The organism is Paracoccus sp. TD-10 (assembly GCF_048270675.1).
GTDB classification, from domain to species: Bacteria; Pseudomonadota; Alphaproteobacteria; order Rhodobacterales; family Rhodobacteraceae; genus Paracoccus; species Paracoccus pantotrophus.
The window spans coordinates 382784-397283 of record NZ_CP182418.1 but is presented as its reverse complement, the minus strand read 5'-3'; the positions used below and the strand labels follow the sequence as shown (position 1 = coordinate 397283).

Here is a 14500-nt window from a genome sequence, read left to right as displayed (position 1 = left end):
GTCGAGGTGATCGGAATGCCGTTCCTCGACATGATCTGCTGTGCCTTCGGCGGTGTGGTGGTTCTCTACCTTATAACGCCTCAGGTCGACTCTGACTTTGATCCCTTTGCAATCACCCGAATAGTTGAGATACGGACGGCGAGCGCTGCACCATACGTGATCGGAGCGCGTTTCGATGCGGGAGGTGCAACCGCGGAATGCTTCGACGTCGATTGCCCGCGCCAGCCCGGCGCCGTCCGTGAATGGACGACCGGCCAAGGTCGTTTGACCGCCGTCCTAGCGGATAACGCTCCCGCGCCGGGTGCGATCGAGGTGGCGATCCTTCGCGGTCCGAACTTCTTCACCACGGATTGCATCCTGGTGCGCGCAGAAATCGAGGGGCAACAGCGTCTACTCGCGCTGACGTTCGATGCAGGGTTCCGCCGCCGCATCGATCCATTTGATGATAGCAGTGCTGTTGAGGAGAGTTGCCCGTGACGAGCAAGCTTTTCAAGCTGCTTCGGATCCTGCCGTTAGTGCTCACGGCCATCTGCCTGCAGATGCAAAGCCTAACTGCCCAGCAGATATTCGTCGACGACCTCTGCGAGGTGATCGAGACGACGACCCCACCTGACGCCAAGGTTTGCCTGACGAACCGATCGCCAAATCCTAGCGATCACAGCTATGTAATGATCGCGCGCAGCAACATGGGTGAACATGTTTTTCTTCTGCGCTCCGATCTTGCACCCGGCGGGGGCTGTCGACCCTCTGCCGGAGTCTTCAGTTCGTTTCTTTGCGTCGAGCTCGACTTCGAAACGCCTCCCAACTTTGACGCCGCGTGCACCTTCGAGAGGGTCCCGGGAATCTGCGGGTCGGGAAGCTCCCGTGAGGCATGGTACTACAATGCTGCCAGCAACACTGTGCCTCCAGGCTCCGGTGGTGTGCACGAGGGCCCCACCGAACGGTTCTTCGTCGCAGCGCGTACCCTCGAGAACGGAGATGCCATGGTCGAGGAGCTGGGGGACGTGTTCATCTACCGCGGTTCGCCTTCCCTGGACCGTACACCGTTGCGGGTCAGCGATGGAACAATAGCGACGCCTAGGCTGAACGCCTACACTCAAGCTACCCGAAGCTCCGCCCTGAGCATCACACTGGACCGCATGGACGCTGCCGGAGTTCAGCTGGACGAGCTGCGCGATATCGGCACCGAGGGACGTTTTCTGTCCGAGACCGGGGGCGAGTACCTTTTTCATGGAACAGGTACCGACTGCGATGGCGCGTGTGGGGCCCGACGGGTCCTCACCCAGTCCGAATTCGAAGCGCGGCTAGGCGCACTAAGCGCAAGTGTCGGGATCGAGACGCTGGCAGGCATCGACCTATCGATGCTGCGACGCCAGTTGATCGATCGCCTTCTGATGGGCTCCACACCCATTGCAGAGATCGACGACGCGCTGGACGCATCGCGCATTGTGCAGCCGGTCGCGTTTCTAGTTCTCGATTGGAGATGACCAAGTGCAATACTTATTCTACGTAATTTCTCCCTTCGTATTTCTTGGATCTTCGAGCTTCCGAGGGCACTGGATCGTCGGCATGTTGCGGGCTGTTGTCAGGCTCGCCGTAATCCTTGCGGGAGCCTTCGTCCTAACGTGGCTTCTCGTCTCGGGGTCGGATTTCGCCCCTGCATCAGCCAAGTCTGTCGCGCAACAGACTTGCCTTGTCGTGGCAGACGACCGAACGACTTGTTTAGACGATGACACGGCTCCCGAAAACACTGTCTCGGTGCTAGGGGACGTGCCTCTTGAACCCGTTGGCCTGCATTCCGCATCTGTGGTTGATCGGCTGCGCGAAATTGACGACTCGATTAATCCTCTTCCCGGAAACCTGGTAGTGCAGATACCCGGCGAAGAGGGCTGGATTGACTTAGACCCTAAGGCGACGATCGGGGATTCTCCGGTATATCGGCTCGTGGCGCGCTACAACGACGGTGAAGACGACGAAGTCGTCACGGTGCTGAACGTCGATCTTGCGCTCACAACTTTACGGACTCCATACGACATCCTCGAACCTGACAGCCTCTACAGGCTTTGGACTGAAACCTTCGGCTTCGACTGGCCATTTCGCCAGGTCAGTTTCGACGCGAGTCCCTATGTGCTATCGACGATGGTAATTGGCCGTGCTGACGAGAGCCTTTCGTCCCGAGAGCTTGACCGCGCGAAAGGGATAATGGATGCGCATCTTGACGCTGCGCCCTCAGCCGCAACCGATGGGCTGGTGTGGCCAAGACGTTTGAATGGGCCCATTCAGTACTCTTGCTACGTGCTCTTTTTTGCAGGACTGATCTTCATCGCCCTGCACTGGATATCAAACATCCTGCCAAACCGTCTGCTCAAAGGGACCAAGTCCTTCCGTGTGGAGCACCGCCTCGTCAACCTTGATCCCTCACCGGCCGCTGCGGAGCCACCCACTGCCGGTGATGCATCGCCAGATGACCCGGCTGGTGAGCAAGGAGTCAGCGGGCCAGAGAAAAGCACAAAGCAAAAAAGAGAGGCCTACACAACTATCGCTGCTCCTTGGCATCGCGAAGGTGATCGGGCCGATCTCGATCGCACCATCCTCGAGATGGAAGCGATCCGCGAAAGCGTCACTAGGAAGGCCAACTTTCTTTGGGCGGGAGCGGTTCCTGCTTTGCCGAGGCTCGATGCCTGGATTTCGGGGCTTCTTGCCATGAAGTCGGCTCGCAGCGGCGAGAACGTACCCTCCTTCGTTTCCACAGAGATCGATGCAGCTGCTGACCGTCTCGAGGCACATCATCGTATTTTGAGCTTCATAGTCTGGGCAATCCCGACGCTGGGATTCATCGGGACAGTGATTGGCATTGGCTCGGCCCTTTTAGCGACCGTCGACCTTGGGAGCGGCGAGGCAGTCACTCGCCTGCGCGCTGAGAGCAGCGTCGCAGTTGAGATCGGTGTCGCCTTTGACACGACGCTTGTCGCCTTGGCGCTGAGCTTCGTCCTGATGATGGCTCTCCACCTGCTTCAACACCTCGAAGAGAGCATGCTTGCCGAGGAGAAACACGACACGTTACGCGCTCTTGTGCAGATCGAGAACATACTACCCGATGATCCGATCAAGGAATTGCGTGACGGTCTCGCACAGATGGGTTTGTCGGCTGCGCAGATCGAGCGTTGGACCGACATACTTGATCACAACGCACACAAATTCAGGGAAACGATGGACCTGGTTGAAGATGGCCTGGCGGCGCACAAGGCGCGCGAAAATGGACCCAAGCAGTCTAGCGGCTCAGGCCGTGTACTCGCGATCGCTGGTTTCATTGCTATCGTGATGGTGGCGTTCTGGTGGGGCGAGGACATCCGAGCCTGGGTCTCTCAAATCGTCGAACCGTGACCGACCCTTCTGTGAACCGACGTACGGGGCTCGGTGAGTAATGAGCGAAAGTTGGTGATGCCCTGAGGGGCGGCATATCATGGCGGTGTTCAGAACGCCGTCAATTCTCAACCGAGAAAGGGATATGCCACATGCCAGAGACTACCATTGCCAAGCTGCCCGATCCATCCGGATTCAGCACCGACCCCTTCACCGATATTATCCGTGACGGCGCGCGCAAGTTGATCGAACAGGCAATCCACGCGGAGCTCGCGGCATTGTTGGCCGCATTTTCTGACGTGAAACTTGAGAATGGAACATCCCGGTTGGTGCGCCATGGTCACCTGCCCGAGCGCGAGGTGATGACCGGGATTGGCCCCGTGCCGGTGAAAGTGCCGCGGGTGCGAGATCGCAAACCCGGTGAGGACAGGATCACCTTCACGCCCAGCATCCTGCCGCGGTATCTGCGCAAGGCGAAATCGGTCGAAGAACTGCTGCCGTGGCTTTACCTCAAGGGCGTGTCCACGGGCGACTTCACCGAGGCGCTGGAGGCGCTGCTGGGTCCGAATGCCAAGGGCCTGTCCGCCAAGACGATCACCCGACTGAAGGCCGACTGGTGGAAAGATTACGAAGCCTGGCAAAAACGCGACCTCGGCAACCGGCGCTTTCTCTACATCTGGGCGGATGGTGTCTATTTCAAACCGCGAATGGCTGAAGAAAAGCAATGTGTTCTGGTGGTTGTCGGTGCCGATGAATATGGCCGCAAAGAGCTGTTGGCCATGACAGACGGCTTCCGCGAGAGCACGCAAAGCTGGCGTGAGGTGCTGCTCGACCTCAAACGCCGTGGCCTGAAACAGGACCCTAAATTGGCTGTTGGCGACGGCGCCTTAGGGTTCTGGACCGCGCTGCGCGAGGTATTCGCGACGACGCGGGAACAGCGCTGTTGGGTTCACAAAACAATGAACGTGCTGAACGCGATGCCGAAATCCATCCAAGCCAAGGCAAAGGGCCATTTGCACGATATCTGGCAAGCCGAAACAAAAGCCAAAGCGAACGCCGCCTTCGATTTCTTCGTCGAAACCTACGGTGTGAAATGGGATAAGGCGGTGGCCAAGCTGGTCAAGGACCGGGAGGCGCTGCTGACATTCTACGACTATCCGGCGGAACACTGGAAACACATCCGGACGTCAAATCCGATCGAGAGCACCTTCGCAACAGTCCGGCATCGCACGAAACGCACCAAGGGATGCCTGAGCCGAAAGACTGGTCTGGCCATGGCCTTCAAGCTGATGATGTCAGCGCAAAAGAAATGGCGCAAACTCGACGGCCAAAACCGCCTTCCTGAGATCATCCAAGGGGTTGAGTTCCGCGACGGTCTTCGCCACCTTCAATCCGCCGCCTGATCAGGCGTCACCAACTTTTGCCCATATCTCGGGCTCGGTTGCGATGGGATCTTTATCCGCCGGGGCTTGGACAGGTCCCGTCGCACCGGTCTCAGCCATGATCCTCATGAGATCTCTGGCCGAAAGGAGGAAGTTGCCGCCGAATTTTCTCATGAAGAGCCTTACACCAAGTGCTCCATGACGTCTTCGCAGCCCGCAACAATCAGTTCTTCGGCACAGGAGTCCATCCCGTCCGGAGAACGGGTCGGATCATCAACCTCGCCCCGCGGCACGAAGAGTACGAAACCGGCCCATGCCCGCGTAAGCACCACGAGATAGTCATTCAGCCGAAACCGCTGTTTGTAAGGGTCTCTTGCGATCTGCTATCGAGACGCGCGCATCGTCCTGGTGCGCCAACCCTGATCGATCCAGATCAGGCCGCCGCCCCAGCACAGGCACGCAGGAACCAACTCGGGTTCCTAGTAGGTGTCCGCCAATCAGCGACGTCCCCGCTTCCAGTCGTCGAGCCGAGCGTAGATCGTGATCGCGATGCCACCGAGCGCGACGGCGATGAACACCCAGCGGAGCGTGTCGAGATACGGCACCAGCGGCAGGATCGCGGTCTGGGTCTCGGCCAGAACGCTCTGCGCAACCTCCACCCCGGCAGCGCCCAGCGTCGCCACGCCTGCCGCGCCACCGCCCTTCATCGTGCGGCTGTCGGCCAGCACTTCGCGTGCCGGAGGCGTCTCGGCTGCGAATGCCGTCGCCCGGACCGGGAACCGCTCGCCCCACTGCCGCGCGGGCCCGAGGTCGACATGGATGAAGCCCGAGCGCGGATAGAAACCGAAGCCGAGGAACCCAACCTCGCGCGCCGCCGCCTCGAACGCCACAGGATCGTGGTTTGCCATCGCGATGTCGAAGGCGGCGCCGTCGAGATGCTTGGAACGGGTCGCGCCGCCAACGGCGCGGTTGTGCTCGGGGCTGCGATAGGCGGAGCGGACCATCAGCGGCTTGCCGAGCCGGTCGCGCAGCGCCTGCAGCTTGTCGAGCGCCGGTTCGTTGATCAGCAACTTGCCGGTGCCCCGGCAGGCGATTTCTGCGGGCGAGAAGTTGGGCCAGCGCCAGGTGCCCTTGGGCGCCTCCCGCCAATGGTCGTAGAAGGTCGTCGTCATGGGGTCCTCCAAAACGAAAAACCCGCCTCGAGGGCGGGTCATTGCGGGCTGATGAATGGGGATGGGGCGCGGCTACGGGCCGCCGCCGAAGATCTTGAGCTTGATGGCGATGCCCGCGAGCAGAGCCAGCATCACGCCGGTGGTGATCATGCGGACGGCGGTCTGCATGGCGGTGCGGCGCACCAGCCGGATGCAGTCCACGAGGGAGCGCAGATCGCGGATGTCGAGGGCTGCCTCGTCGCCGTCGAGGCCGACATCGGCGAGCGCGCGTTTCGCCCCCTGCTCGGCGGCACGGGTCAGCATCGCCTCGAGTTCGGCGTTCGACCGGTCAGAACTGTGCGGTGTCATCGGCGCCTCCCCCATTCTGGGCCTCTCACGCCTCAACCAGCATCTCGAAATAGGCGCCATCCTCGCTGGGCCGAGGATCTTCCTTGAGATCGAAGATCACCGCGTCGATGAGGGCCCGCCATTCCGAGGTGATGGCGCGGGTCTCGGCGCTGGCGCGGATCGTCAGGATGGCCGGTGCTTTCGAGACCAGCCGTGCCTGCATGACGGCCTCGGAGCCGCGCAGATAATGAACATGGCACCAGAGGGTGAAGCGATCCTCCCACCCTTGGATCAGCATCCCGTCCGGATCGCGGATGATCACAGCCTGCTGGAAGGTGACCCGGCGCCGCAGGCGTCCGGCAACCATTCTCACAGCCGGATCCTGCGATAGGGGGCGAGCAGCGCATCGACCGCCATGGGCAGCGCCGATGGACTTGCCCCGAGGCTGACCGCCTCGCGATGCTCATACCAATGCGCGATCAGCAGCAGCATGGCCTGACGGATTGCCGCAGGCACATCGGCGGGGGCGCCATAGCCGGCGGTGAAGGTGATGGCCGCGGGGCGGCCAAAGCCCGCGAGGGGTCGCAACAACAGGCGTTGGTCCCGCCGGTCGATCCGGTAATCGAGATCGCCGCCCGCAGCATCGGTGAACACGGCGCTGTCGATCTCGCTGTCGGGAAACGGCAGCAGGATCGGGCCGGTGAGGGCATCGAGGTCCATCTGCCAGGATTGCGTGACTAGGCAACGACCGAGGATGCCGGCCGGCCCGTCGAGCCAGGCGGTGGCAGCATCGATATAATGCTGGATCAGCAGGTCCTCGTCCTCGTGATCGACCCGAAGCTGCGCCTTGGCCTCTTCCAGCGTGATCGGCGTGGCCGCGGGCGCGGTGATGCGGGTCAGCGTAAACATGGGCAGCCCCCTGAGGCAGGGCACGGGCGGTCTTCACCGCCCGCGCAGTTATTGCAGCATCGACCTCAGGCCTGATCGGCCTGCGGGTTGATCCGGCCGTGACCCCTGATCACCAGGCCGGCAATCGGCGTGCCGGTGGCATGGGTGCCTTCAAGCGCCGCCAGCAGCTTCAGGTAGCGTTTGGTTCCGACATAGCCGAAGCGGTAAACGGCGGCGGTGGCGTGGGCCTCGACCAGCGCCTTGACGATGCCGCCTTCGCCCACGGTCGGGACACCCAGCAGGTCGGCTGCGGTCACCGCCTCATAGCTGCTGTCGTCATCGGAATGGGTCAGGATGAACTCGATCCTGTTGGTCGAGGTGAAGGTGATGCCGCCCGCGCCAATGGCGAGAATGATCTCGGCACCGTCATGACCGCGCAGATCAATGGCCACGGGGGTGCTGTCGTCGGTGAGGGTGGCAGCATTGATGGCCGCGGCCACCGAGAGACTGGAATGCAGATCCTTCATCGGATCCTCCTGTGCAGGAATGTGGGTGGGAAGACGCGGGCTGAACCCTGCCGCGCGCGCGCCTTGGTTCAGCCGGGCGATCAGCTGGCCGCGATCTTCAGCAGCTTGATGGCATCAAAATTCTGCACCCCGCCACCGACGCGCTTGGTGGTATAGAAATGCACATAGGGCTTGTTGGTGAAGGGATCGCGCAGCACCCGGATGCCGAAGCGGTCGACGATCAGATAGCCGCGCCGGAAATTCCCGAAGGCAATCGGGAAAGCTCCGGCGGCGATATCGGGCATGTCGTCGTCATCGCTGATCGGATAGCCGAGCAGCGTCGCCGGCTGGCCAGCCTGGACCGGGGGCTGCCAGAGATAGAGTTCCTCGGTCTTCGACTTCAGCTTGCGGATCGCCGCCTGCAGCGAGCGGTTCATCAGGAAGCGCGCATTCTGCCGGTAGCCCTGCTTCAGCCCGTAGACGAGGTCGATCAGCGCATCGACGCCATTATGGCTGGCATCGGTCAATGCGGCCGCGACGCCCGAGGCGGTGTAGCCGATCTTGCCCCAGGCGTAAGAGGCATTGGCGACCGTGTCATAGGCCAGGATGCCGCGGGGCCTGTTCACCCCGTCGCCGGTGATGAAGGCGGCAGCCTCGGCCTCGGCGAAGGCGGTCGAGACCTCTTCGGCCAACCAGGCAGCGATATCGACACGGGCATCGTCGAGCAGGGTCTGGGTCGCGGCCGGGTTGGCGTAGATCTCCATCGCCGGGAAAGCCAGTTCAGCGAGCCTCGGGGTGGCAGTCTCGGGGCGAGCCTGACGCTCGCCGACCCAGCCGGCCGCGGCGCCCCCCTGATTGACCAGCTTCTTGTAGCTGCCGGCCGAGATCGAGATGACACTGGCAATCGCGCGCATGGCCGAGACCGAGCCCAGCACCCGGTCGATAATCTGTTCCATCTGGTCGGGGACGACATAGCCGCCATCGGGATCGCTGTCGGTGCGAAGGGCGGCCTTCACCTCCAACTCCCGCAACCCGGCCTCGACCCCGCGGCGGAAGAACTGGTTGAAGGCGCGGGCGTGCTCGCGGGTCTCGGGGCTGTCCGCCCGATCCGCGCTGCTTGCGCCGCCCAGCTTGGCTGCGGCTAGCATGGTGTTGGTCTCATCCAGCGCAGACTGCAGCTTGGTGATCTCGGTATTGATGCGCTCGAGTTTCTCGGCCTGCACGACATCGGCGAACTTCGCGTTGATGCCGTTGATCTCGGCTTGATGCTCGTCCTTGAAGGCGGCAAAGGCGCGGTTCAGATCGGCGAGGATGGCGTTGGCGTCGCCGGCCTCGGCGCGCACGCGAACGGCCCCGCGAATGCGGGGGGATTTCTGGATGCCCATGATGGTTTCCTTATGAGCGGATGGTGTCGATGAGCTGCCGGATGGCGCTCACGGGGATGCCAGCGTTCTGCGTGGCGGGTTCGGCAGCGTTGCGCGTGCCGGTAATCTGTTTCAGCATCGCGCGCCGCTCGCTGCGGGGGATGCCTTGCTGCGCCAGAGCCGCGTCGATGCGGCGCCGCGCCTGAATGTCGGGGCGGGCCTGCGCCATGGTGGGCGGCTCAGCTTCCACGCGTGGTCGGTTGCCTGTATCGGGCGCAATTCCGTCCGCCATCCCGGCGGCAATCGCCTCCTCGGTGCCCAGAAAGGTCTCGGCATCGAGCAGCGCGGCAATTTCCTCGCTGCTCCTGCCGCTGCGCGCGGCATAAATCTCGGTCAGGGCGGCGTCGAAGGTCTCAAAAAGCGTGGCGGCTTCGGCCATGTCGTGGCGATTGCCGATCACCACGCCCCAGGCATTATGCAGCATCAGAAAGCTGCCGGGTCTCATGTGGATCTCGTCCCCGGCCATGGCGATGATCGAGGCGGCGGATGCCGCAAGACCCAGCACCTCGACGGTAACCGCGGCCGGATGGGCGCGCAGCAGGTTGTAGATGGCAATGCCCTCGAACATGTCACCGCCGGGCGAGTTGATCTGCACGGTGACCGCATTCGGACCGATCCTGCTCAGCGCCGCCGCGATCCGGCGCAGGCTGACCCCACCGCCCATGCCATCCTCGCCGATCACGTCGGAGATGGTGATGGTGCTGTCGCCCTTTGTCGGGGCTGCTGCCGCAGCCGGCATGGCAGCCCATCGGGCCAGCGCGTCCCACGGCGCATCGGCCTGGAACGCCGCCGGACGCGGAAAGACCGGCCCGGCCGGAAGATCACGCAGGCTCATCAGAAGCTCCTTCAGTCGCAGGAATGGCAGACACGTTATCCGCGTCGCCGACCGCTGCCGTCATGTTGGGCGGCGGATAATAGACATCGCCGCCATCGCGCGGGTTCTGATCTTCCAGCGCTCGGATTTCATTGGGGCTGTAGACGCCCCATTGCAGGCCTTTGACATAGGCTTCCCAGCGGGCCTTGATATCGCCTTTGACCAGGGCCGCGCGGTTGAAACGTGCATAAAGCAGATCATCAGCGCCGATCAGGTCACGATCGATCGCCTCCTCCCACATCGTCAGATGATCCTCGAGCGTGTAGGCGACAAACCCGATCGATTGCTGCTCGATGCCGGTGCCCCAGCTGGTGGACTTCTCGGTATCGCCGATCATGTGCGGCGGCACCCCGAAGAACATGGCGATGTCGCTGCGGCTGAACTTGCGGCTCTCGATCCATTGCGCATCCTCGGCGGTCATCGCGATACGGGCGTAATCCATACCTTCCTCGAGAATGAGGTGCTTGCCTTCCTGGTCACCGCCGGCGCGGAACGCCTCGAGCCCGGCCTTGAGATTGGCCACCGCCTCGGGTCCGAGCTTCTGCGGGTGCCTGAGCACGCCCGAGACCCGGGCGCCATTGCGGAAGGTGGTGGCGCCGTGATCCTCCATCGCCAGCGCCAGACCGATGGTCTCGCGGGCATAGGCGATTGGTGAGACACCTCGTACCCCGTCCAGCGTCAGCCCGACCAGATGCAGCACCTCGTCCTGCGCCAGCCGCAGACGCCTTCCATCGGGGCGGGTATAGAGAAAGCTCAGCGCCAGGTCCTCGCCCTGCACCACCTCGACCCGATCCGGATGCAGCGGGATCAGCGCCTGCACGGTGCCGCGCGAGCGCACGATCATGGCATAGGCATTGCCGCGCAAGAGCAGATGCGCCTGCAGCATCCGGCGGAACTGCGATGGCGTCTGCCAGCGATTGGGCCTTCGCCGCAGCAGCTGCCAGATCGGGGCATCCGAGGCATCCTCGCGGGTCCGGGCATCGATCCGGCGCTTGATATGCAAGGGCAGCGTTGCCACCGCGCCGGAAATGATGCGCACGCAGGCATAGACTGCCGCCACCCGCATGGCGCTGTCCGGCGTCACCGCCATGCCGGAGCCGCTGGCTGCGCCGGCCCGGAGCGCCGCATCCAGTTCGGCGGCAGAGGTGATGACCAGCCCGCCGCCGGCTTCATGGATGGCAGCGCGTGGCGACGGGGCGTGCGGAGGTGAGGCCGCAGGCGGGGCGCCTGCAAACCAGCGGGACCAGAAGGACATGGGCATTCTTTCCGTAAGACGGGTAGCCTACAGCACCAGGATGCTGCGGCTGTCATAGACCGAGCGGCCGGCATTGACGTCGCGCAGGAGCGCCCGGCCGAGGGCGTTGCAGATCGCGACAATGCCGTCGATGCGCTCCGAGGAGCGTTCCTTGTCCGGCTTGATATTGCCGGCCGGATCATGGCGCACGGCGACATTCGAGGCATTCCAGCGCAGCACCGGATGGCCGCCATGCCACAAGAGCCGCGACACCGAGAGCCGCTCAAGTTCCGCGGTCGGCGCCGCCATGCTCAGAAACCCCTGACCGAACTGCACCAGGTTGATCCCCTCATCCTGCAGATGCTGGACGATCTCTCCGGCGAAGGTGCGGTCGTAAGAGAGCTCGCGCAGATCGTAGCGCCCCGCGAGTGCGATGATCTCGGCCTCGATAAAGGCGAAATCGGTGGCATTGCCGGGGGTGGCGGAGAGGAGCCCCTGGTTGCGCCAGGTATCGTAGGGCACTCGATCGCGCTTACCCCGGCGCAGAATATCTTCCTCAGGCACCCAGAAGCGGGGCAGCACGATCCATTTCTCGGCCAGATCACCGAGCGCGGGGTCCCCCGTCGGTGGGAACAGCAGCATGAAGGCCGAGAGGTCGTTGACCCGGGCGAGATCGAGCCCGCCATAGCATTCGCGGCCCAGCAGCTTCTGCTCCAGATCATCCAGCCCGGCGCGGATATCTCGCCAATCAGCCCCGTCACCCGGCCCGCCCTCGGCCCAGACGCCCATGTCGAGCCAGCGGGTGACCTGTTCGGTCCATTCATTCAGCCGCAGCCGCCGGATGGCGTTCTGCTGCGCCGGCATCTCGCGGGCCTCGTCGATCTGGCGCTTCAGGTCATCCGGCTTCACCGTCACTCCGAGGCTGGGATTAGCCTTCACCCAGACCGCAGGATCAGTCCAGTCATCGCCTTCATCGATTGTCGCTATGAAGGCAAACCAGCTATCGGCCGTCTCATGCGGCACAGACCCTTCCAGCGCCTTGACCGAGAACTCGTGATGCTGGCGACAGACCGAATGGCGGTCATGGCCGGCGGTGGTGATCTCGACGATCAGCGGCTGGCGCCGGGCACCGGTGGCGGTGTTGAGCTTCTGGATGATCTCCGGCCCCGGATGTTCATGCACCTCGTCCACGGCGGCCAGATGCACGTTGAGCCCGTCCATCTTGCTGGCATCGGCCGAGAGCGGCCGGAACCACGACGCGGTGGGCAGCACCGCGAGGTTGTTCACGGTGCGCGTCACCCGCACTGACAATGCCGGACTCGCCGCCACCATGCGCTCGGCCTCGCCGAACACGATGCGCGCCTGATCGCGGGTGGTCGCCGCGGCATAGACATGCGCGCCGGCCTCACCATCGGCGATCAGCGCGTAGAGCGCGATGCCTGCGAGCAGCGCGGATTTGCCATTCTTGCGCGCCACCTCGACATAGGCGGTGCGGAATCGCCTGAGCCCATCAGCGCGTTTCCAGCCGAAGACGGATCCGACCACGAATTGCTGCCATGGCTGCAGCACAAAGGGCTGGCCGGCCCATTCCCCGGTCGAGTGCCGCAGATGGGTGAAAAACTCGATCGCGTGCAGCGCGGCGGCGCGGTCCCAGGAGAGACTGCGGGTCTTGCCGGTATTCAGGTCCTCCAGATGCCGTGCGCAGGCCAGCTTCACCAGCCGGCCCGCAGTGATCTTGCCGCCCGTGACTGCCTTTGCGTAGGCTGTGACCGGACAGGCCGGCAACTTCCACCCGGTGCCGGTTTTACGCCTTGCTGCCACGGTTCAGATAATCCTCGAATGGATCGCGACTGTCAGTGGGTTCGGCCATGCGTACCCGGCTGCGGCTGGAGGGCGTCATCCCGAACTCACTCTCGATCTGGCCCATCTGCGCGAGGCATTTATTGGCCACCGCCAGGAACGGGTTCTGGATGATATTCCCGCCCACGGTCTTCACCACCGGGCCGCGGCGCTTGACCTCGACCTCCGCCTCGAGCCAGCGGCGCCAGATGACCACGTAGCGCGCGAGCGCCCCCACATCGAGCTCGGTCATCACCCCGTGGCGGGCCAGCAGTCCCGCCATCTCGGTGAACTTCGCGGCCGCCGCCGCCTCGAGGTGATCGGGCGGCGGTGGTGTTGCCACAATCGGCTTCGGCTCATCGGCGTTGATCCGGTGCGGCCGTGCGGTGCCTTTCACCAGCTTCAACTGCGTCGGCAAGGGTTTGCGACCGGGCATGGCAGGTTCTTCCGCATCTTCTCCAATGCAACGGGCACGAAGAATAAGAAACTCGACGTCGCCCCCTCGCAAATCGCACGAGCGGACCCCATATGCAGTCAGCAACACTTGTTTTCGAATCTGTTCCTTTTCCGGCTCAGCTCTCGATCGTCAGCTTTGCCGGGTCGTTGCGTTGTGCGAACGACATACAGACAAGGAGTATCACGATGGCCAATGGCACCGTGAAATGGTTCAATTCCGCCAAGGGTTTCGGCTTCATCCAGCCAGAGAGCGGCTCGAAGGACATCTTCGTCCACATCTCTGCGGTCGAGCGGGCTGGCATCCACCAGCTGAATGACGGTCAGGCCGTTTCATTCGATCTGGAGCGCGACCGTAACGGTCGGGACTCGGCAACGAATCTCGTTCTCGCCTGAGCGAAACATCCATCATGAAGGTTGGGCGACGGCTTGGCGCGCCCTCCTTCACCCAGCACCGGTTGCCTAAGGTTCCCCGGTGCCGAATTTCCTGAAAGAACTGAGTTTGATTGAAATCCACTGGGGCAAACCGTTGTCCTTTGTCGTCTCTCCTTCGGGCGAGATACAGAACTTCTCCACAGCCGAGCAGGTCCGCTACTGGTTGCGAAAGAAATGGCCCGTCACCGACCTGGCGCGTGATCGTGCGCTTCACCAGGTGGAAGCTGCCATGGACTGCATGGCATCGGTCGCGACTGCGCGCCGCGCCTTCATCGTGGCGGCCAGATCGGCCGGCTTCGTATCGCGGCACCTCGCAAGTCAACCAGAGCACCGCGTTAACGCGTGATACACGACAACGACCACCAGATCGGCGGGACGGTCCTTGCGCGGCGCCGACAATGATACGACCGCGGTGAAGCAACCCCGCTCGCGAAAGGAAAGCCGATGCCCAACTCCGAGGACCGAACCGACGCAGATCTCACATTTCTGATCCTTCAGAACTGCCACGACCTTGGCGTTGGCGACGGCCCTGCACAGGCGATGGTTGAGCGGGTGCTGAAAAACCGCCGAATGGCGCGGGCTGCGGAGACCGCCGCCGAGTGA

General features: G+C 63.0%; 17 protein-coding genes. 7 read left to right on the top strand and 10 right to left on the bottom strand.

Annotated features, from left to right (window positions below; all coding sequences use genetic code 11):
* The first annotated feature begins 15 nt into the window (after positions 1–15).
* The 4 genes from ACNKFW_RS01995 to ACNKFW_RS01980 all read left to right on the top strand — a co-directional run bounded on the left by ACNKFW_RS01995 (position 16) and on the right by ACNKFW_RS01980 (position 4766).
* Entirely contained in the window at positions 16–477 is a 462-nt protein-coding gene (locus ACNKFW_RS01995) for a hypothetical protein (protein WP_418024656.1), read from the top strand.
* On the top strand, positions 474–1487 hold the full coding sequence (locus ACNKFW_RS01990; RefSeq protein ID WP_418024655.1) for a hypothetical protein: 1014 nt from the start codon (positions 474–476) through the stop codon (positions 1485–1487). The genes ACNKFW_RS01995 and ACNKFW_RS01990 overlap by 4 nt, the downstream gene beginning before the upstream one ends.
* Before the next feature lie 283 nt (positions 1488–1770).
* Positions 1771–3384 carry a MotA/TolQ/ExbB proton channel family protein gene (locus ACNKFW_RS01985; protein ID WP_418024653.1) on the top strand — a complete coding sequence of 538 codons (1614 nt, stop codon included), beginning with the start codon at positions 1771–1773 and terminating at the stop codon, positions 3382–3384.
* Positions 3385–3515: 131 nt separating this feature from the next.
* Positions 3516–4766, top strand: a complete 1251-nt coding sequence (locus ACNKFW_RS01980; protein WP_418024651.1) for an IS256 family transposase — start codon at positions 3516–3518, stop codon at positions 4764–4766.
* Positions 4767–5242: 476 nt separating this feature from the next.
* Here ACNKFW_RS01980 and ACNKFW_RS01975 read toward each other — a convergent pair whose 3' ends face one another.
* From ACNKFW_RS01975 to ACNKFW_RS01930, 10 genes are all read right to left on the bottom strand, one after another.
* A complete protein-coding gene (locus ACNKFW_RS01975) occupies positions 5243–5917 on the bottom strand; it encodes a YcbK family protein (protein WP_418024649.1) in 675 nt (224 codons plus the stop codon).
* A 72-nt stretch (positions 5918–5989) separates the two neighbouring features.
* Positions 5990–6265 (bottom strand): DUF6127 family protein, encoded by a 276-nt coding sequence (locus tag ACNKFW_RS01970; RefSeq protein ID WP_230377220.1) that lies wholly within the window; start codon positions 6263–6265, stop codon positions 5990–5992.
* Positions 6266–6290: 25 nt separating this feature from the next.
* The gene (locus ACNKFW_RS01965) at positions 6291–6611 is read right to left on the bottom strand and encodes a phage head closure protein (RefSeq protein ID WP_230378524.1); all 321 of its coding nucleotides are present in this window, start codon (positions 6609–6611) and stop codon (positions 6291–6293) included.
* Between the two features lie 2 nt (positions 6612–6613).
* Positions 6614–7153 (bottom strand): head-tail connector protein, encoded by a 540-nt coding sequence (locus ACNKFW_RS01960; RefSeq protein WP_418024647.1) that lies wholly within the window; start codon positions 7151–7153, stop codon positions 6614–6616.
* Positions 7154–7218: 65 nt separating this feature from the next.
* Complete coding sequence (locus ACNKFW_RS01955) at positions 7219–7659, bottom strand: hypothetical protein (protein WP_418024646.1); 441 nt, start codon at positions 7657–7659, stop codon at positions 7219–7221.
* An 80-nt stretch (positions 7660–7739) separates the two neighbouring features.
* Positions 7740–9023 carry a phage major capsid protein gene (locus ACNKFW_RS01950; protein ID WP_418024644.1) on the bottom strand — a complete coding sequence of 428 codons (1284 nt, stop codon included), beginning with the start codon at positions 9021–9023 and terminating at the stop codon, positions 7740–7742.
* A gap of 10 nt (positions 9024–9033) precedes the next feature.
* Positions 9034–9897 carry a head maturation protease, ClpP-related gene (locus tag ACNKFW_RS01945; protein ID WP_418024642.1) on the bottom strand — a complete coding sequence of 288 codons (864 nt, stop codon included), beginning with the start codon at positions 9895–9897 and terminating at the stop codon, positions 9034–9036.
* Entirely contained in the window at positions 9884–11191 is a 1308-nt protein-coding gene (locus ACNKFW_RS01940; RefSeq protein ID WP_418024640.1) for a phage portal protein, read from the bottom strand. The genes ACNKFW_RS01945 and ACNKFW_RS01940 overlap by 14 nt, the downstream gene beginning before the upstream one ends.
* A gap of 27 nt (positions 11192–11218) precedes the next feature.
* Complete coding sequence (locus ACNKFW_RS01935; RefSeq protein WP_418024638.1) at positions 11219–12886, bottom strand: terminase large subunit; 1668 nt, start codon at positions 12884–12886, stop codon at positions 11219–11221.
* Between the two features lie 88 nt (positions 12887–12974).
* Positions 12975–13445, bottom strand: a complete 471-nt coding sequence (locus tag ACNKFW_RS01930) for a phage terminase small subunit P27 family (protein ID WP_418024636.1) — start codon at positions 13443–13445, stop codon at positions 12975–12977.
* Positions 13446–13651: 206 nt separating this feature from the next.
* On the opposite strand from ACNKFW_RS01930, the gene ACNKFW_RS01925 reads away from it, so the two are divergent.
* The 3 genes from ACNKFW_RS01925 to ACNKFW_RS01915 all read left to right on the top strand — a co-directional run bounded on the left by ACNKFW_RS01925 (position 13652) and on the right by ACNKFW_RS01915 (position 14500).
* Entirely contained in the window at positions 13652–13858 is a 207-nt protein-coding gene (locus tag ACNKFW_RS01925) for a cold-shock protein (protein ID WP_011748352.1), read from the top strand.
* 79 nt (positions 13859–13937) lie between these two features.
* On the top strand, positions 13938–14243 hold the full coding sequence (locus tag ACNKFW_RS01920) for a DUF982 domain-containing protein (protein ID WP_418024634.1): 306 nt from the start codon (positions 13938–13940) through the stop codon (positions 14241–14243).
* Positions 14244–14341: 98 nt separating this feature from the next.
* Positions 14342–14500 carry a hypothetical protein gene (locus tag ACNKFW_RS01915; protein WP_418024632.1) on the top strand — a complete coding sequence of 53 codons (159 nt, stop codon included), beginning with the start codon at positions 14342–14344 and terminating at the stop codon, positions 14498–14500.